At 48.1% G+C, this 21,223-nt stretch carries 9 protein-coding genes; 3 read left to right on the forward strand and 6 right to left on the reverse strand.

What is annotated here, in order from left to right; translation table 11 throughout:
- Nucleotides 1-390 precede the first annotated feature (390 nt).
- Nucleotides 391-4,647 carry a hybrid sensor histidine kinase/response regulator transcription factor gene (locus tag GO755_RS15515; RefSeq protein ID WP_157586092.1) on the forward strand — a complete coding sequence of 1,419 codons (4,257 nt, stop codon included), beginning with the start codon at nt 391-393 and terminating at the stop codon, nt 4,645-4,647.
- A 26-nt stretch (nt 4,648-4,673) separates the two neighbouring features.
- On the opposite strand, the gene GO755_RS15520 is transcribed toward GO755_RS15515, so the two are convergent.
- From GO755_RS15520 to GO755_RS15535, 4 genes are all read right to left on the reverse strand, one after another.
- A complete protein-coding gene (locus GO755_RS15520) occupies nt 4,674-5,900 on the reverse strand; it encodes an FG-GAP repeat domain-containing protein (RefSeq protein WP_157586376.1) in 1,227 nt (408 codons plus the stop codon).
- A 114-nt stretch (nt 5,901-6,014) separates the two neighbouring features.
- Entirely contained in the window at nt 6,015-8,888 is a 2,874-nt protein-coding gene (locus GO755_RS15525; RefSeq protein WP_157586093.1) for a PVC-type heme-binding CxxCH protein, read from the reverse strand.
- A gap of 65 nt (nt 8,889-8,953) precedes the next feature.
- Nucleotides 8,954-9,643, reverse strand: a complete 690-nt coding sequence (locus tag GO755_RS15530) for a 3-keto-disaccharide hydrolase (protein ID WP_157586094.1) — start codon at nt 9,641-9,643, stop codon at nt 8,954-8,956.
- A gap of 110 nt (nt 9,644-9,753) precedes the next feature.
- A complete protein-coding gene (locus GO755_RS15535) occupies nt 9,754-11,451 on the reverse strand; it encodes a tannase/feruloyl esterase family alpha/beta hydrolase (RefSeq protein WP_227686966.1) in 1,698 nt (565 codons plus the stop codon).
- A 313-nt stretch (nt 11,452-11,764) separates the two neighbouring features.
- Between GO755_RS15535 and GO755_RS15540 the strand changes: the two genes are divergently transcribed.
- Nucleotides 11,765-15,025 carry an NHL domain-containing protein gene (locus tag GO755_RS15540; RefSeq protein ID WP_157586095.1) on the forward strand — a complete coding sequence of 1,087 codons (3,261 nt, stop codon included), beginning with the start codon at nt 11,765-11,767 and terminating at the stop codon, nt 15,023-15,025.
- Nucleotides 15,026-15,087: 62 nt separating this feature from the next.
- On the opposite strand, the gene GO755_RS15545 is transcribed toward GO755_RS15540, so the two are convergent.
- Complete coding sequence (locus tag GO755_RS15545; protein WP_157586096.1) at nt 15,088-16,134, reverse strand: sialidase family protein; 1,047 nt, start codon at nt 16,132-16,134, stop codon at nt 15,088-15,090.
- 492 nt (nt 16,135-16,626) lie between these two features.
- Here GO755_RS15545 and GO755_RS15550 point away from each other — a divergent pair, with 492 nt between their 5' ends.
- Nucleotides 16,627-20,505, forward strand: a complete 3,879-nt coding sequence (locus GO755_RS15550; protein WP_157586097.1) for a sialate O-acetylesterase — start codon at nt 16,627-16,629, stop codon at nt 20,503-20,505.
- Here the strand turns inward: GO755_RS15550 and GO755_RS15555 are convergent.
- A complete protein-coding gene (locus tag GO755_RS15555; RefSeq protein WP_157586098.1) occupies nt 20,479-21,222 on the reverse strand; it encodes a LytR/AlgR family response regulator transcription factor in 744 nt (247 codons plus the stop codon). The two genes, GO755_RS15550 and GO755_RS15555, sit on opposite strands and share 27 nt — an antisense overlap.
- Nucleotide 21,223: the final 1 nt, after the last annotated feature.

Below are 21,223 nucleotides of genomic sequence, written 5' to 3' on the forward strand. Positions count from 1 at the left end.
GAAAAGAGACGAGACAAAGTCTCGTCCTTTCTAAACCAATCCTAATCTAAACTTAAACTTATTGATTACTGATCGAAAAACGATTTGGGCTACACATAACCCTATCATTTTCTGGCAAAAGTTACTTTTCGGGTGATGCTGAAATCATTGCAGAACCAAACAACAACCCGTCCAGGCTGAAAAGTACAAATCATGCTGGACACCGGGTCCTTGAGGGATACTAAATTCTGTTATCAATAAATCACTGGCATACAACTCAATAGAGTCTATAGAAGCCAAAGAATCAACAGAATCTAAAGTTGTTGGATTATAAATCGTACAAAAGTAACCTGGTCGAAAACTGGCTATGGGGTTAGTTTTCGTCAAAAGAAGGGGGTAAATTAGTCCCTAATGAAGAAGTGGTTTTTAATCTGTAGTTATTGCTTTTTAAGCGCTGTTCTAGTGCCCAGCGTTGGTATCGCCCAGCGTGAGACAGACCAGTTTCGCTTTGAACACATTACCGTTAATGAAGGCCTTTCGCACAGTGACGCCATGTGTGTTATCCAGGATAGAGCAGGATTTATCTGGGTAGGCACGAATAAAGGAATTGATCGCTATGACGGATATGGCTTAAAACAATATGATTTACCCCTCAACGACGAGGATGGCATAGCGAGTAATCGAATCAGGGCGTTACACATAGACCAACGTGGTCGATTATGGGTCGGTGTTGAACGGGCCGGTTTGTTCTGGTACGATGCCAACAGGGATCGATTCGTCAGCATTCGAGAGTTGACAGGTGCTGCTGGTTTTGCCTCATTTATCCAAAAACTAGCTCACACAAACGTTCAGGCGGTTACCACCGACAGCCAAAATCGGCTTTGGGTTGCGACTCAACACTACGGCGCGTTTATGGTGCAAACAGATGATCAGGGTAAGCTACTTGACATTAGGCAAATCCGCCTGACGAATCGACCAGATCACGAACCACTTATCAATAAACTGACAGTCGATCATCTGGGAAAAATCTGGATAGGTACGTTAGGAAATGGTTTATGGCTTTTTGATGGGAAACAGAATTTATCTCAACAGAAAACAGTACAGGCGATTCAAGTAACGTCGCCTTCGGCAATTAATATTCGGTCATTACACCTTGACCGACGGGGTGATTTGTGGATTGGCACCGACGACCAGATTTTCTGGATAAACAAGCAGAAATTAGGGCAGTTACCGAATCTGGCGACCCAACCGCTACGCCGAACATTTGCCGATATTGAAAGTCTGTATCTGGATTCATCGAATCGGCTGTGGATCAGCACGAATTATGGGTTACTTCTCATGAACGCCGGACCAGTAACGGGTGTATTGCCGCCAGTAAATGAGCATAACGTTCACACCTTTCTCCCGCTGGATACCGACCCGTTTAGCATTAACTCCGTTCGGGTACACGATATTCTGGAAGATCGGTTTCATAACCTCTGGCTGGCTACCTCGGCAGGGGGCCTGAATCAACTGAAGCTTCGATCAAAGCCATTTGGCCTAATTCGGCGACAAATGGTTGGTCAAACGACTCCGGCTAACAATTATATCAATACCATTTGCAAAGACGAAAAAGGAGATAAGCTCTGGATGGGTACCCGAAACGGCTTTGCCAGCTACGATCTACAAACGAAAACCTATCAGAATTACCTGAATCGATCTTTATCAGGCGATCTAAACGGTATTGATGTTTCCGCCATTTTTCAGGCATCGAATGGCACGACCTGGATTGGCACCCGCTACTACGGACTTTATTTGCTAAACAGGCAAACCGGCTCCGCCTTAAAACGATTACCCAATAATCTGGATGTGACCGATTGGGGCGGCATCAGTATAGAAAGCATTACCGAAGACCAGTTTGGGTCAATTTGGGTCGCCACCTTTAATGGAGGCATTCACCAGTTTAATCGGCAGGGGCATCATCTTAAAACATACAAACAGCCGATTTTACCCACCCATCAGTTTACTGCACTCTTCTATGATACCCATCAACAGATTTTATGGGCAAGTACACGGGATGCTGGTGTCTTGAAATTACAGGTTTCGCCTGATGGTTTGCGCTTACTCAAGCAATTCAAACATGAGCCAAATAATCTAAACAGCCTGAGTACCAATTATGCCTGGCCATTGCTGAAAGACCGGCAGGGAAGCTTATGGATTGGCACCATTGGTGGCGGTTTACACCGACTAACGGCGACCAAAAATGGCCAGGAAACCATTGAACGCTACAGTAAATGGGTGCCAGAAACAGATGTAGAAAGTCTGCTAACCGATGACGCGGGAAACCTCTGGATTGGCGGGGCGGGACTCTACAAATTCAATCCGTTGACCAAGCGACTGTTTCATTACGATGTATCGGATGGTTTACAAAGCAACTCCTTTAAAGTGGGAGCCGCTTGCCGAGCTACAGACGGAACGCTGTACTTTGGTGGTACCAACGGCATTACCTATTTTAAGCCCGGTGCTCTACAGCCAAATCCATACCCACCCCTGGTGCAGATTACAGCGTTGCGGATCCTGAACCAGCCTGTGGGCATTGGCGATACGCTGAACGGTCGGGTTTTACTTAATAAGCCATTTGATAAACCTCAGGCTATCCGCCTGAACGCATCGGAGAATGATTTTTCTGTTGAATTTGTCGGCTTGAATTATGCCAATCCTCAAAAACAGCAATACGCCTATCAACTTGAAGGGTACAACTCAACCTGGGTTCAGGCGGCTCCCGGTCAGCGAACGGCCAGTTTTGCCAACCTACCGGCTGGCGACTATATTTTTTTAGTGAAAGCCAGTAATGACGATGGGGTCTGGTCGACAAGGCCAGCCGTACTGCACTTTACGATTTTACCTCCCTGGTGGAAAACCTGGTGGGCCTACCTGATCTATCTGGCGTTATTTGCTGGGGCTTTATTGCTTTATCGGGAAATTGAGATGACGCAGCAGGCACTAAAAAATAAACTGACCCTCGAGCAGTTTAAAGTTGAGAAAGAAAAGGAGGTCACCGACACCAAGCTTCGGTTTTTCACCAATGTCTCCCACGAACTCCGTACTCCTCTAACGCTGATTCTGGGACCGATGGAAGAACTGGCTTCGATGGGTAGTGGCACCCTTTACAACGTAAAAGACAAAATCATACTGATGCACCAGCAAACGCGTAAACTGCTGGATCTGGTGAATCAGTTGATGGATTTCAGGAAAGTGGAATCTGGCCATGTGGCTCTACGAGCCAGTCAGGAAAATATCATGGTTTTTCTGACGGAAATCTTCCTGATTTTCAAATTCAAAGCAGAGGAGTTGCGGTTAGATTACGCGATGGAAGCGCCTACAGATGTTGTTCCTCTCTATTTTGACCGAAGTAAGCTGGAAATTGTACTAACTAACTTGTTGTCAAATTCCTTCAAGTTTACACCTGAAGGCGGAAAAATCAGACTGCAAGTTTCGGTTATAGGCTCGCCCGGTGAAGCGGCTGTTTTTCAGAAACATACACTTCTAAATAACTACCTCCAACTAACGATACGCGACTGGGGCGTTGGCATGAACCCCAACGAACTGGACAAAATTTTTGACCCATATTATCAGGCATCACATACCGAAACGATGCGCATGACCGGTACGGGTATTGGGCTTTCGCTGGTCAAGCAATTCATAGAAGTGCATGTAGGAGAAGTGTCGGTAGAAAGCGCATCGGGCGTCGGAACGACTTTTACATTGCGATTACCGTTCGGAAAAGATCACCTTTCTCCTGAATCCATCCGGGAAGAGCCCGTCCAACTTGGTGTTGTGCCGAATATTCTGACGGAATCCGTTGACGTTGAAACACCTGATGAACGAGACGTATTGACTACACCTGTGCGATCGGCCCGTATTCTGTTAGTAGAGGATAACGATGAACTTCGGCAGTATTTACAGCAACTCTTTGCGCCAACATTTGAGGTTTTTCTGGCCGCCGATGGTGTAGAAGGCTGGGAAAAAACGCTTGATTTACTACCTGATCTTGTTGTCAGCGATGTGATGATGCCGCGCAGTAATGGGCTGGAACTGTGCAAGAAAATCAAGCAGCACCCGAAAACGATGCAAATTCCGGTAGTGTTGCTGACCGCTCGGGCGGCTGCGGTGCATGAATTGGAAGGGCTGGAAACGGGCGCCGATGAATACATGGCTAAACCTTTCAACCCTAAATTACTCTACACAAAAATAGCCGTGATGCTCCAAAGTCGGTTCCGGCTCAAGGAATACTACCAGCGTCAGATTTTGCTGGAACCTACCGATATTATTATTCCTGATGAAGAGAAACGACTTCTGGAAAAGGCAATGGCCATTGTGGAAACGCATCTGGCTGATACCGATTTCACCGTTCCCGTTTTAGTACGCGAAATGGGCATGAGTCAATCCGCTTTTTATCGACAGATTAAAGCCATTACGGGCCAGTCGGTGGTCGAGTTCATTCGTGATGTCCGTATGAAACGAGCCGCTCAACTGCTCACAACGACCTCACTCCGAGTTTCCGAAATCGCTAATCAGGTTGGTTTCGAAGACCTGAAACACTTCCGAAAAACGTTCCAGAGCTTATACACGCTGTCTCCTTCCGATTATGCGAAGCAATATAGGGACTCAGTCAGAATTGAGGGCTAGAACACCCATTTCCCAGTTCTCGCTCGTTACTTCTTAACTTTATTCTCAAACAGAAACACACCGTTTTTATTGGCAATCACGATATCCGGTTTCTTGTCGCCGTTCATGTCCTGCGCTACAATGTTGAGACCTGCCCCAGAATCGTTGTCGATGACATGCTCCTTGTAATAAGGTTCTTTTCCGGGCGTAAATTCAAACCATAGGAGAATACCCGGATCACTGTCGCCGGGATCCCGACCGTGGTGAGCCAAAAACCGTTTTCCGGTAATGTAGTCCTTACGACCATCGCCGTTCAGATCGGACATGATTGAGGAGTGGGTTTGGGCAGTCGTGTTGCTCATCAGGTGGGTTTTAAAATTGATTTTACCCTGCTCATCCATAACCTGCTCGTGCCACCAGATACCCAGCGCATGAGCCGATGCGCTGACCACGTCATTCTTACCATCACCATTTACATCCAGCACTTGCATGTGGGAACAGGGTTCACCCAAATCCGCTGGGTGAAATACCCAATTGCCAGATTTTTTATCGGCTGTGCCTTCAAACCAGCCTTCCCGAACGACAACGTCGTTGAAACCGTCCTTATTCACATCGCCATAGCCGATGCCGTGAGAGAAGGTTTCTGTACCTGGAACGTTCTCCTGGCTTAAGGCAAACCGTTGCCATTCGGTGTCACCGGGTTTTGTTGGTGCTTTCAACCAGACAATCTGTTTTTTAGCCTTGTCTCCACAAAGGATATCCAGTCGACCATCGCCATCAATGTCGATAAAACCGGGTGACTCATTGGCAATGCCCATAGAGTCGGCAAGGATGTGTTTTTTCCACTGACCCGCCGATTGGGTTTTAGGATTCTCAAACCAGAAACCGGGCTTTCCGGGGAAGTCAATAATCACCACATCGTCCCAGCCATCCTGATTCACATCCATCCCCAGATTAAGAAACGACTCGCTATATTCTTTGCGTGGGTCAAACACGCGCGAAGGGGCCATCTCGTGGCGTGTCCAGTTTGGAGCCTCAAACCAGTAATACCCAGCAACGATATCCATCTTACCGTCTTTATTCAAGTCGGCAACGGCTACACCTTCTGAAATAAAATCTCGCGTGAGCGTCGTCTTTTTAAAATCACCATCCGGCACAACGGGTTTCGTCGATTTAGCCACGTTCGTAGCAGCATTCGTTGCCTGTTGCTGGCGTACGTTGAACAGTGATTTTTCCTGTCCATAGGTGGTTGTTATCCAACAGAAAGCCAACATTCCACTCAGAATACGTCGGCTAATTATATTGGTTGTTGTAGTCATAATAACCAGATCTGTTTACGGTTCTTGTGTGGTGTCGGTTTTGAGAAACCGACACCACTCGACTCCCTTCTACTCTTCTAATGTCTTAGCGATCAACGATTGAAGCTCATGCGTCTCGTGAGAATGTTCCAGTTTACCAACCCGGTCATTCAACTCTTTGAGCAATTTCTTTGAATCCTCTGTGCCTAAAGCACCTATGCGTTGCACCGTATAAGGTAATAGCTTGGGCAGTTTTGCCTTTTCGGCCATTTGAAGTGCCCGCTTTGCATCTACTGCCGACAACGGTTCGGCGGCATACCATACCAGCAGAGGCAAATTATGATCGTCTTTATCTTCCGACTTCTGAACGAGTGCATCCAGTACATCCCAGCGCTGATTGGGGTCTAACCGAATCATGGCCGATGTCAGGTAGAGCCGGACAAGGGGTGACTTGTCATTCTGAGCCAAAGTTGCAAAGCGTTTCAGAGTTTCGGGAGAAACGCTTTTGTTCTCCGCCAATAACTGAATCGCCCAACTTCTAACGTACTCACTTTCACTCGATAGCAAGTCCGTCAATTCTTTCTCTGTCAATCCCTTCGTGACATGTAGCGCCCAGAGTGCCCGGAGTTTACGGGTAGCGTCTGGATTTTTGGCCAGAATTTCCTTCAGAGCTTTATGTACCTTTTTATTTGGGCCACGCTCCTGCAACAACAACCGAGCTTGCCGAACGTACCACTCGTTCGGATGTAACTGGTAATTAACCAGCTCCATATCCGACGCCTTTGCCAGATCTACCTGAACCCATTTGTCGTTTTCGTGCGTGATCTTGAAAATCCGGCCCATCGTTTTGTTATGCACGTCTGGATTTGGGCTGTGGCACTGGTTCTTGTCGTACCAGTCGATGGCAAATACCGAACCGCTTGGATCGTATTTCATATTCAGCCATTGCGACCAGGAGTCGTTCATGACCAGAAAATCGGGTTGGTGCGTAACCAGATAACCCGACCCTTCCCGAACGGGGTGATCGTGGTTCAGACGAGCACCGTTAATGTTATTCATGAAAATATCATTGCGATATTCCTTTGGCCAGGAATCACCGCCCAGGTAGATCATAGCGCCCGAATGCGCATGCCCGCCACCCGCCGAGGCCGATCGGAAATTACCGGCATGGGGTCCCCGTTCGCCCAGCCAGTGCACGTGATCGGCGTGAGTTTTGATGTCGTCGTAGGTGTAGGGATTAAAATGCTTACCTGCCTGCCGGAAATAGCGCCCGCCCTGAATCATCTGGTACATATGGGGAATCACGCAAGCGGTAACGAATGCATGGCCGTAATCATTGAAATCAAGCCCCCAGGGATTACTCGTACCTTCGGCAAATAGTTCGAATTTCTGCGTTGTTGGGTGAAACCGCCAGACACCTGCGTTCAGTTTTGTCCGCTCCGAATCGGGGGCACCCGGCTTACCTACATTCGAATGGGTAAACACGCCGTGGGTACCATACAACCAGCCATCGGGGCCCCAGCGGAAGCTATTGAGAACTTCATGGGTATCCTGCGTACCCCAGCCGTCGAGCAGTTTTTGGGCTGGACCAGTTGGGGTATCGTTTTTGAAATCGGCAGGAATAAACAACAGATAGGGTGCCGCACCGAGCCATACACCGCCCATGCCCACTTCGATACCACTGACCAGATTTAGCCCTTCGGCAAAGACTTTTTTCTTATCCAGCGTTCCATCACCATTGGTATCTTCAAATATCAGAATGCGGTCTCTCCCCTGCCCTTCCGGAGCCGGAACGGGATACGTATGCCCTTCTACTACCCACAGTCTGCCGCGCCAGTCGATGGTAAAGCAGATGGGTTTCACAACATCGGGTTCGGCAGCCGCCAGCGAAATTTTAAACCCATTAGGCAGCGTCATTACTTTAGCCGCTTCGGTACCCGAAAGGCCAGCATGCAGTACGGGATCGAGTGGTGGCAGGATGATAATGTCTTTCTGCTGCAACTCATTGGGGAAGTTCGGGCGGGTGGGGTAAAACAGGAATTCATCGAAGTTAATATGCGCCCATTTGTCATTGGCGATGTACGGAATCTGCGAAATACCGGTCTCGTTATCAATAATTCGGATAAAGATTTCCTGATTCAAATACGGCTGTAAGTCGACAACAACCGGCTGAAGCGTAGCACGACCTTGTCCGGTGCTATGAAAAATGACTTTATCGGTTCCGGCCTGCACGATTTCTACCCGCGTATCCTGCAAGGCTCCTCCCGATACCATAAAGGACGCAAAGGGCTGGGTTACCGTAAATGGAACAGACGTTAATGTTCCGGTAAGTTTATAGTTGGTGGTTCCTCCGCTGCTTAGGAAATACTTTCCTGCAAAGCCGATATGCATGTCTTTTTCATGGATTGGCGAAGGATCGTCCTGAGCAACAAGTGGGTTGGCAAACGCGTCACCAGTGGCCGTCCAGTCTTTCAGCGTACCCGTCTCAAAATTCAGGTTTAACGGCTGGCCATTTTTCATGGGCACCTGTCCGGCAATGGTAGCATTAGTGACGCTTCCTTCTACGACCTCGAAGCTTCCAACCATCCCGGCAGCCCGGTGGCCCGGAACGGTACAATAATAGGTATCGCTCTTGTCGGCGGTGAATGTAATGCTGGTGCTGGCTCCTTTGTCGTTAATCGACTTACTTTTTAGACCGAGTTTTTCCAGCGCAATATCGTGCGTCATCTGCTCGGCATCAGTAATAGTAATCCGGACACGGTCGCCTTTGTTGGCTTTTAAGGTCGGATTTCGAGCCCCATCCTTCGAAAAATAGCCCAGCATGGACGCTTCCAATGCATACTCACGATCAACTTTCTCGGTGTCCTGGGCAGGCTTGGTTTTAGGCGCCTGAGCTGTACTATACGGGCTAGTCAAGGCGAGAACGGCAAAAAGGAAAGGTATGAGCAAACGAAATTTGTTCATAGGAATAAGGCGTAAGGCGATTAACGTGAATTAGGGTACTTTTAAAACTTTTTTAACTTAATTACTTAAAGTTCTGATATCGTCAAATCTCTGAATTCAACCTGGGCTACACCGCCACTGTGAATCTGAACAGCAATCACTCCTTTTGCCGGAATTTTGCTGTCTTTCTCCATGTAGTCGCAGGTTTTAACGCCATTAATGTACAGTTCGTGGTGGTTGCCTTTGCACCGAATGATGTAGCTGTTCCAGCCATCTTCCTTCAGGATTCGCCTGAGGATTCGCAGATCACCACTAACCAGCTTTTCGCGTCGGTGTTCATCATACAAATCGCCCCAGTATCCATTGCCAATGTCAGCCTGATAGCCCACCATTTTACCGCCCTCTATGAGCGAACGATATTGAATTCCACTGTTGATCATTCCCGTTGCCGGATCGCCAGACAACCGAAACAGGCAGCGAAATTCAAAATCACCGTATTCTTTTATCGTGTGGAGGTATGTATTGGCGGGAATCTTTTTAACGCCATCTCCGCTTCGAATAACGCTATCTTTTACAAACCAGAGTTGTGTATCGGCAGGATCAACCGTCTTCCAGCCAGTCAGGGTTTTCCCGTCAAATAATGACACAGCTTTCACCGTTGATTGCGCCCAAATTAACTGTCCGCCAGCGACATAAATATATAAAACAAACTGTAGGATCAAAAACCGCCAGGATAAACTGGGGCCAGGAAGCAAGTGAGTCCAGGTTGATTTCATGCGTTTACTGGTTTCGGGTAGCTATTCGGTTTGTATACGCTACAAAGTGCTGGTAAACCCTCTTATTACTCATTAAATACTGTGCCTCTGTGGTTAATAATTTCGCCTGATTAGTTCAGGTATTTCGTTGCGGGCGTCAAAACTGTGTTCCGCGGGCGGTCGATTCCCTGATAACTGACAGGCGAATTCGGATCTCCGCTGATGTATTTAGGCAACTTTGGATATGGATAGATCGGTCGTTGGAATCGAACGCCGTTTGCCGGAATTCCGCCCGTAAAAGCGGTGGCAATTAGTTTATCGGGCGCGCTGCCCTTTTCGACCCAATTGATCAAGGCGGTTAAGACGTCATGTTCGCCATCCTGGGGAACATTGAGTGCCAGATTCTGACCACAGTCGTTTAAGCCCGGCCCTCCGCCACAATGAGCCATTCCCGGTATTAGATAGAAACGAAAAAAATTACTGGTCTGCTTTACTCCTCCCTGCGCAGCAATTACCCGCTCATAATAACTGACCGCATCCTGATAAGGGACGAGCGGATCGGCTGTTCCCGAGTACATGAGGATTTTTCCACCCCGTTTTTTTAGAGGTGCTAAATCAGGATTGTTCGCATTGAGAATTGGCGCCAACAGCGAATCCATCTTGTCCTGATCACGGTCAAAATCGAAGGTGGTGTAGTCGAAGTTGCTACCAAACGCCCATTTGTACTGATAAAAAAGTGAAGGTGGTGCCTGTTTGGGGTTTTGCTGATACTCTATACCCGCCCCCGAATTTTCGCTCCCAAGCGGAATGGGCGTGTAAATTCGTTCGCCCGTTCGGGGATTGGTTGGCCCGGCATAGATTTTTTTCAGGGCGGTTAGCTGAGCATTAGTAAGACAAGTTCCATCATCGGTACCATCCGAACATTTAGGCAACGTTTCCGGATCAAACGTACAGGCACTGGGGTCTGTCAAAAAATTGTCGCCGGGAGCCCCTCCATCCTTTCCTCCACAAGCTTTAATTACCGCGTTGGTTATTAGGGCGATCTTCTCTTTGGGCAGAAAAGCACTACCTGGTATCTGATTGGTTACCTTGTAGTTCCAGACAAAGCCTGTATGCAAGTGAGTGCGGTTATTGGCAGGCGCTCCAACTAAAATTCCATTGTAATCATCCGGGTACCGTTGTGCTTCCATTAACGCTTGCTGACCACCCGTTGAGCAGCCTGCGAAATATGCATGATGAACTGTTTTTTTGTAATAAGCCTGTGTGATGGCTTTTGCAGTCACCGTCATTTCATGCGTCGCCCGGTGGCCAAAATCTGCCCACCGTTCAGGGTGTCCAACAGCCTCATTGGCATTTGGGGAAGTTCCCATATCGGTGTTGGTCGTTGCAAATCCACGCTTTAGTCCATTGGCCAGAGCTGAATAGGAAATACTTCCCGCACCCCCGCCCGTACCTGTTCCCAGAAACCGCCCATTCCAGTTGGTTTGAGGGAGCCAGACTTCGATTCGAATCATGGATTCGGGCGTGGGCTTTAAAGTAGCCGCAACCCGACAAAATGCAGGTAAGTCGGCAATGGCCTGACCACCTGGTGGTGTAAATGTACCTGCAGGCACACAGTCGGCTGTGGTAATAGTCGCCCCCGGAAACGTTATAGTAGCGATACGTTGGCACGCACAATCAGCCGTTGTCGGGGAAATACTAGTCGTGCTGGGTGCAGGTTGGGCATTTAGGCGATTATTAACCTGCACCGAAAGGAGTACAGCGACAAGAAGATAGTTTTTATAGACCATATAGCTACCAATTTTCAACTCGAAGAGTAGGTTGTCCATTTTAATCTAAAAGTAATTAACCCAATTGCGGCTACTGGCAAGATTTCCACAGATAGCTCAGAATAAATGAATAGAGTGCATTTCGTCTAAACGGGATAATCGATCCAAGCCACTCGCTTATCCCGTTTAAACGAAATATGACCAAATCTTCTCCTTTTTAACTAGCCAATGTTACCTTTTTGATTTAACTCAGTCAACACAGTAGAAATGAGTGCATTAAAGTCGATTTCAGAGTTACAGTTAAACACTCTATGTAGCGTTCGTGCGGTATAATTGTTTAGTTTTTTGTTACCATATCTTTCTTTTCATACACATGAAAGTATATTTCCTAACCTACAAATTATCAAGACTGGCAGTATCTATAAGCTTAAGTATCCTGCTCGTTTTATTGGCGCTTCGATTACCGGCTCAAACGATCACAACGATAGCGGGTTCGACACAAAAAGGTGATGGAGGCCCAGCCATTAATGCGGCTATAAATGCGCCTACCGGGGTAGCTGTAGATGGTACTGGCAATCTCTTTATTGCCGATCAGGATAATCACCGTGTCCGTAAAGTAGCGCCCGATGGCACCATCACTACCGTGGCAGGAACAGGTGCTTACGGCTACAGTGGCGATAATGGGCCAGCTACTAGTGCCAATCTGGGTAGTCCATCAGGGATTGCGTTGGATGGCTCGGGCAATCTCTTCATTGCCGACCGGAATACGCATACTATTCGTAAGGTAGCTACTGATGGCACAATCACGACGGTTGCAGGCAATGGCACTCCAGGCTTTACGGGGGACAATGGTCTGGCAATCACGGCTACGCTGAACACCCCTTATGCTGTAGCGGTGGATGCCACCGGCAATCTCTTCATTGCCGATCAAGCGAATCATCGCATACGAAAAGTAGCCCTCGATGGAACTATTACCACCGTAGCGGGCAATGCAACGCAAGGTTTTAGCGGAGATACCGGACCAGCTACCAGTGCCAGTCTAAATACGCCTTCCGGAATAGCAGTGGATGGAGCGGGCAATCTTTTCATTGCCGACGCATTAAACCACCGCATTCGAAAGGTAGCTATTGACGGCACTATTACCACGGTGGCCGGTAAGGGTACCCAAGCCTTTAGTGGCGATAATGGACCAGCCACCGATGCAGAATTAGCCAGTCCCGCCGGTGTAGTTATAGACGGTACGGGTAATCTCTTCATTGCCGACCTAGCCAACCACCGCATCCGAAAGGTAGCGACCGACGGCACTATCACCACCGTAGCAGGTAGTACACAGGGCTTTAGTGGCGATACCGGACCAGCTACCAGCGCAAACCTGAATAATCCCGCAGGCGTAGCAGTGGATGGAACAGGGAATCTCTTCATTGCCGACAAGAATAACAATCGCATCCGTAAGGTAGCCACCGATGGCACCATCACGACCGTAGCCGGTAATGGCGCAACAGACTTTAGTGGCGATAACGGCCCGGCAATCAACGCATCATTGGCCAGCCCTTCTGGTGTAGCGGTAGATGGTACTGGTACTATTTTCATTGCCGATCAGACTAATAATCGTATCCGCAAAATAGCGCTGACGGGTATCATCACCACGGTTGCGGGCAATGGTAGTTTTGGTTTCAGTGGTGATACCGGACCAGCTACCAGCGCAGCACTGGCTGGCCCTACAGGCGTAGCGGTAGATGGTGCAGGCAACCTCTTCATTGCTGATCCAAACAATAATCGCATTCGGAAAGTAGCCACCGATGGCACCATCACTACAGTAGCCGGCACGGGTAGCGCGGGATTTAGTGGCGATAATGGACCGGCTACCAGTGCCAAACTGAATAACCCCACCGGGGTAGCGGTAGATGCCACAGGGAATCTATTTATTGCTGACAGGGATAACAACCGAATTCGGAAGGTAGCCACCGACGGTACCATTACTACAGTAGCGGGCACGGGTAGCGCGGGATCTAGTGGTGATAATGGACCGGCTATCAGTGCTAAACTGAATAATCCCACCGGGGTAGCGGTGGATGGTGCAGGGAATCTATTTATTGCCGACAAGAATAATAACCGGATTCGAAAAGTAGTCGGCTTAACCATCACCACTGTAGCTGGTAGCGGTACGCAAGGTTCCAGTGGCGATAATGGACCAGCCACCAGTGCCAGACTGAATACGCCTTCAGGCGTAGCGGTGGATGGCAGTGGCAATCTTTTTATTGACGATACATTCAATCATCGTATTCGCAAAGTGACCACAGGTGGCACCATCACCACCGTAGCCGGTAACGGTTCGCCGGGTACAGATGGGGATAATGGACCGGCTACCAGCGCCCAATTGAATGCTCCTTTTGGTATAGCGGTGGATGGGCCCGGCAATCTATTCATTGCTGATCAGGCTAATAATCGGATACGTCGGGTTAGTGCACCGGCCAAGGTGAGTGTAAGTCCGGCTAGTTCGCAGTCCGTCTGCTCCGGTAGTACGTTCAGCCTGACAGCTATCGCAGCTAATTTTACGCCTACCTCTTATACCTGGACCAGCCAACCTAGTGGGCTATCGGCCAGCGGAGCTACACCTACTTTTACAGCTCCTTCTGTAAGTACGGCGACTACCTATACCCTGACGGTTACTGCTACCGATGGTACAGCGAGTCCAACAGCCAGTGTTACTATAACAATCAATGCGTTGCCAACGGCCACGCTTTTATCGAGCGGCACACTTACCTGCGCCACGACTAATTTGACCCTAACGGCCGGAGGAGGAAGTACATATACGTTTAGTGGACCAGGTATTGTAAGTCAAAATGCTACTTCGGGCACAGCTCTGGTCAATGCGTCGGGTGTCTACTCCGTAACTGTTGCCACAATTACCGGTTGTACAGCCACTCAATCGACCCTGGTGGAGTCTAATACAACACCACCTGTCGCCATTCTGATTAGCAGCGGGCCGCTGACTGCTAGTATGACCAGCGCTACGCTGATTGCAGGCGTAGGTAGTTCCTATAACTTCGCCGGACCAGGTATTGTGAGCCAGGACCCAGTCTCAGGTACGGCTGTCGCCAACGTCTCAGGCACTTACTCCGTAACCGTTACGAGTATAAATGGCTGCTCCAGTACAACCAGCGTTGCACTCATTGGCACTGATTTAACGCCTACATTGATCTTGCCCCAGGCTAATTTCCCGGCAGGTGGTGTGGGTAACTTTGTGGTTAATATTTTTGAAGTGACAGGACTGCCTACTTCTATGGACAATGTGGCCATTACTATTACCGCTCCTACAGGGTATACGCTCTCCTTCGATAATTCGCTTACCAGTATCAACGTATCAGGAAGTACGGAAGGTCCAGTGGCAGTCGATAATACCAAGTGGGCGGTTACCTCAATGACTGCTGGCGTCCAACTTACATTAACGATTAACAGCGGGCAATTTATTCCAGCGAATGGCCAGGCGGTATTAGGGTTTAGCATCACACGAACGACTGCGAATGCAGGCAGTGCCTCCAATATCACAGTGAATGTCAACGACGATGCCACTAAGGCCTATGATGGCAATAGCGCCAATAACGTTTATGCCCGAACAATTAACGGGCTATAAGCAACAAGGCCGGATCGGAAACCTAAACAGGTTTCCGATCCGGCCTTACGTTCTAGTGTCCCCTATTTCCCTTTCTTAGGGTCCAGAACAACGTGCCGAATACGCTGACGTTTCCAGGTGTAAGTCACGTGGACAAGCCCATCAGCGGTTTGAATTACAGCTGGATACGAATATTCACCCGGTTCATTTTCGAGAACAGCCAGCGTTTTCCAGGTTTTCCCATCGTTAGAGATCGCAATATCGAGGGGTGTTCGTGGCCCGCCAAATTTACCCGGTGTGGGCGCAACTGGATTATAAACCAATACTTGCCGACCATCTTTCAGCGTCACGGCATCGGTTCCCGAATTAGGATTGGGGAGCGATGTTTTCTGTAGGGGTGACCATGTTTTACCATTATCCTTCGACCAGGTTTCGACAATAAATCCACTTTTCTGGCTACGGCAAAGCGCTTGTAATTCGCCATTAGGGTGAAATAAAATACTTGGCTGAATAGCCCCGTCATCAACACCTTCATTGATGGCGGCAGTTTTTTGCCAGGTTTTCCCCCAATCACTGGTCTGCTCAAAATGCACCCGCCAATTGTGATCTTCCGAACTACTTGGGCAGAGCAAAACACCCGAAGCCAGCAGCACGGGCTTGTTTTTAATAGGGCCTAAAATACCGTCCGGCAACCGCTCTGCTGCCGACCAGGTTTTGCCTCCATCTGTCGATCGCTTCAGCATTCCCCACCAGGTTGAAGGACTTGGCCCAACTTTATAAAATAGCAGTAACTCGGCGCCAGGCACCTGAAACAGTACCGGATTCCAGCAAGGTAGTCGTTTTCCATCGGGCTGGACACCTGTTGCCACTTCGACAGGTGTTGTCCAGTTTGCTCCCAGTTGGCTACTCACCCAGATACCTACATCTGGATGACGCTCACGGGTACCGCCAAACCAGGCTGCAATCAAACCTGTTGGCGTTTCGGCCAGTGTTGAAGCATGGCATTCCGGGAAAGGAGCTTTTTCATAAATCCACTCGCTACGAAGAATAGCTGGGTTGTCTGACTGCGCTATAGTGTAATGGGCAATCAGGAGGAATGTAATCAGCAGGGATAAGGAGGAGGTTTTCATACCCCAACAATACGATAAGCTCCACAAATTAGCTAGTTACCGTATAAACTTCATCATTGATAAATGCCTTAACCAGGAGCTTTTTTTAAACAGTTTTAACAAATATATTTTTATGGCTCCATTATATGCCATCGGCACATTTCTTGTATTTATCTATAATTATAGCGCATCATTCAGTCAATAATGAGCCGCTTTTACTACTTAAATCATCTACTTAAGTATATCGATAAATAATAATATCCTACAATAATCTACCTAAAATCCAATTCTTGAAACCTATTTGAACCGTAGAAGAAATCGTAAGCGATTGAGCCTGAGGTAAAAGTCTAGAGCTAATAAGGCAAAAAGGTGGCCTATATTGATTTAGACCCAAACTCAATTATCATGCCAAATCCATAAGTACGTTAAGCAGAAACTGTAGACTGGTCTTGTACGATCTTGGCCATTTTCAGTCATGTTCAGAATTATTGTCCACTCCAAAAATAGCCTCATATGATGAAAAACTACAAGCGAGTAAAAAAAGCAGTCAACGTTCAATTATTTCTATGGGTTTCACTTATTATTCCAACCATTGCTTTCGGGCAATTTCAAATTAACTTTCCCGTACCCAGAATCGTTTTTCAACGCGATAATTCGAATCAGGCATCAGTCCCATTTCACGCTGTCATTACTGCATCTGTCACGCAAATCAAGGTACGTTTAGTCGTTCGTCAGGGTGGAACTACTACTGGTTGGACAACTTTTACGCCAGGTAATGGTGCTGTTTCAGGTCGCATCCTGGCAGTTCAGGGCGGCTGGTATGATCTGGAAGCCGAAGCGTTCAATGGTGCTACAAGTCTGGGAATTAAACGAATAGACCGGGTAGGTGTGGGTGAAGTGCTGATTGCCTCAGGCCAGTCCAATGCGCAGGGTTTTCCTTATACAACGGGAGCCTCAGATGACCGCGTATCATGCCTCAAGTATTATGATGGCCAGATTACAGAGTCCCGCTTTCCCTTAGCGTTCAGCCATTTATCTGTACCTACTAACGTTGGTCCAACAAACTCTTCCTATATCTACGGCATGTTGGGCGATAAGCTTGTGCAACGCTTAGGCGTACCTGTACTAATTTATGGGGCAGCCATAGGCGGTACGTCTTCTCTTCAATGGCGTCAATCGGCAGAGGGGCTGGTTATTCCAGAGAGTGATCAATGGGATGGTGCCGATGATTTACGGCCTTACCGGGCCATGAAGGCAACCATTAATCACTATGTGAAACGAACGGGCCTTCGGGCTATCATTTGGCATCAGGGAGAATCCGACAAAGGGAAACCTGCTTCAGACTACATAAGTAATATACAAAAACTGATTGAGGTCAGTCGTCAGGATATAGGCGTGTCAACGTTATCTTGGGTCATTGCGCGAACTTCATGGATTGACGGCAGTAACGACCCTAACATAACGCAGGCACAGAATCAACTGATTACTCAGGTTCCGTATTGCTATCCGGGACCAAATACTGATGTGTATGATAACAGCTACCGTCAGGATGGCACCCATTTCTTACCAACTTTTTATCCACAATTGGCAGAACTCTGGAATCAGGCGCTCACCAACGCGTTTTTTCAGCAGTCACTCCCTTACGTTCTTCCTCAGGACACGCCCAAAATCACGATTGGACTTCCCCAGCCTTTCTATCAATATCAGGGTGGGCATCTCGTTATTCCATTTTTAGATGAAGCCCCGGATGGCCCGGCATCAGGTGTTACATACACTGCTCAGTTAGTTTCTTCGAGCGGGCAATTTATTACCAATCTGGGTGTGGGCAATACCCGACCTTTACGCGTTACGCTTCCAGATAATTTAACAGCGGGAACCTACCAGACACGGATCGTTTCCTCAGCATCTTCATCCACACTGAGTCCGCCCATTACTGTTTTTGCCCCTACGTATTCCAAAAAAACAGGAACAGGATTAACGGGAAAATATATTAATGGCTCTGATTCGAACGGACCAGTTATGTATACCCAACTGGATGGACCACTGGATATAACCTGGTTTGACAGAGGACCTACTTCTTTTATGCCGATTCGTGATTGGCTTGCCAGTTGGACCGGTCAACTAGAAGCTCCGGTTACCGGCACGTACACGATAAAAACCAGTTATGACGATGCCACCCGAATCTGGATAAATGGTCAACTTATCATCGACGAATTGGGCGCTCACGCCTATCCATTCGTTGTAAAGGGTCAAATTACGTTGCAGGCTAACCAGCGGTACGACATTCGGGTCGAGTTATACCAATATTGGTTCGATGCCCAGATCCGGCTCCAATGGGTTGTTCCGGGTACTACGCAGGCCGTTTATATTCCGAAGGATCGACTATATCCATCCACAACGCCTGTTACCACATCGGGTACTTCACTTAATGTCGTTTTTCCCACTCCCCGCGTGGTCTTTCAGCGAGATAGTAGCAATTCTGCCCAAATCAATATCAGGGGGCTTTGTCCACCCCAAACCGAACGAGTTGAGATACGGGTTTCGCCAACGGTATCGGGCTACGGTCAAAACAGCGATGTATTTGTTGTGCTGGATAATCAGCCCGTAAATGGCACTTTCTCAGGGTCAGTTACGGCAACCGGTGGCTGGTATAATCTGGACATTCAGGCCATTGCCCAAAGTAAGACGATCAGTCACATACGGGTAACGCCCGTTGGCGTAGGCGAAGTTTTCCTCATTGCAGGCGAGGCCAATGCCCAGGGAATTAACCCCAACCGGTCGGTCATATCCGCCACCGATGATCGGGTAAACAGTGTCCCCTATTACAATTATACCGATACGACTCGCCTACCCTTGCCGCCTGCGTTTAGTAAATTGACGGCAGATGGAACCATTGGGCCGCATGGCAATACACCCTGGAGTTGGAGCGAATTAGGCGACTTATTAACCAATCGACTAAACGTTCCGGTTCTGTTTTATAACGTAGCCTGGGCAGGTACAACCGTTCGTAACTGGCGGGAAAGCATGGAACAGGGGGCAACGACTACCATCGATGGCACGACAATGTCTGCTGGTATGCCTTACAGTAATCTTAAACGCGTATTGAAAGACTATGTTCCGCTAACAGGTTTACGGGCTATATTCTGGCAACAGGGTGAAAGTGAATATTACTCAAGCAACCCGCAGGCGACAAATTATGCCACAGATTTAAAGGCACTGATTAGTCAGAGCCGGGTGGATGCGGGCTTTGCTGCACTTCCGTGGATCATAGCCCGATCCTCGGTAGATAATACGACAAGTGCGCTGTATCCATCCGGCAGTTACGAGCCCGTTACAAACCGCCAGAATGAAGTAATTCAGACAACTAATCAGGTCATAGCCGGACCTATTACCGATACAATTCAGATACCCAGACCCGGCGGCAAGTATTTTCAGGGCAACGGCCTTACTCGACTGGCGCAAGCCTGGAATACGGCTTTAACAACATCAGTCTGGTCAACATCTGCTTTATTGGCTCAATCGCCAGCTATAAGTGACCTTAGTCTAAAGGCTGAATTAGAAGCTCGGATAGCCTCAGTAGATAAGGACCTTCTCTTCATACTCAAAGTTGTAAATGAGGGCCAACTACCCGCAACTAATATTCGGGTACGCAGCACCTTACCCGAACAGTTACAATTTACAACCAGTGAGAGTATGGATTACATACAGGGGACTCTATTGGCGTCAATTCCCAGTCTGGACATTGGCCAACAGACTGAACTGACGTTTACGGCCCGCCCCAAGCAGCCAGGCACTTATCGAATAGCCAGCGAGATTATTCGGGCCGATCAACTGGATCAGGATTCACGGCCCAATACGAGTATTAGTAATGGCGAAGATGATGTTGCCTGGATCGACTTTCGGACATCGGAGAGTACGTCATCGATATTTACTTCCATCGCGTCACAGAATGCGCCGGTGCTACCTGCAGTGATTAGTTCTCAACCCTTTGCCGACCCTAACAAAGCCGATTTGAGTCTGCAACTAGTCGTTAATCAGCTTTCTCCAACGCCTAATACGCCTTTCTCTGTAAGTGTAATTGTGAAGAATAGCGGTGCTTTAACAGCCCAAAATGTGCGGGCTGGCTGCCTTTTACCTGCTGGTCTGTCATTCGTCAGCAGTACCAATATGACGTTGTCTGGCAGTACGGTTCGAGGCACGGTATCCAGTATTCCGGCGGGCCAGCAGGCCGTCCTCCTGTTCAACGTTACGTCCACGACAGTTGGCGCTAAATCGCTTCAGGCTCAAATTGAAGCAGCTACACCGCTAGACCCCGATTCTACAGTGAATAATGGTTTTACGAATGGCGAAGACGATACCGCTACATTAACGATTCGGGTTGGAGGAACGTAAGTCGACGGCCATAACAGCGTCCTTATAATTCCGCCCAATCGGAACCAGATTTCCATTTAACAGGATTCGATTACGCTCGATTCGGCTAATCCATGATACAGCAACGATGAACGATTTGTGTACCCGAATAAACCGGTTTAGCGGAAAAATATCATGCATGGCTTTGATCGAGCCTTTTATGACAATTTTACCAGTGGTTGTGTAAATGATCGCATAATCTTTCAATCCCTGAATATGAGTCACCGTATCGAAATTCAGTTTGATGCGTTGGACACCGCTTTTCACGAAGACCGACGTAGGCGAATCGCCGGTAAGGAGGTCTTCTAGCCGAGCGTTTTGTTCTTTCAACGCTAAAAAGTCACGAATTTTTTCGATCGCCTGTATAAACCGGGAATAGGAAATAGGTTTCAGCAAAAAGTCGATCACGCCCAGTTCAAAGCCTTCAAATGCGTAATCGCGGTAAGCCGTGGTGAAAACCGTAATGGGCGTTCTGGGGAGTGCGGCTTCGGCAATCCGATTTAGGAAATCAATACCATTCATACCCGGCATTTCAATGTCCAGAAACAGAACATCGGCCTCATAATTATCCAGGTATAAAAGAGCGTCGTGAGCATTGCCAAATTGGTGCACCGATTCGATAAAATCCAATCGACTCAGGTAACCTTCCAGCAATTCACGAGCCAGCAATTCGTCATCAATAATTACGCATTTTAGCATA

The organism is Spirosoma arboris (assembly GCF_009754945.1).
In the GTDB taxonomy this organism is placed as follows: Bacteria; Bacteroidota; Bacteroidia; order Cytophagales; family Spirosomataceae; genus Spirosoma; species Spirosoma arboris.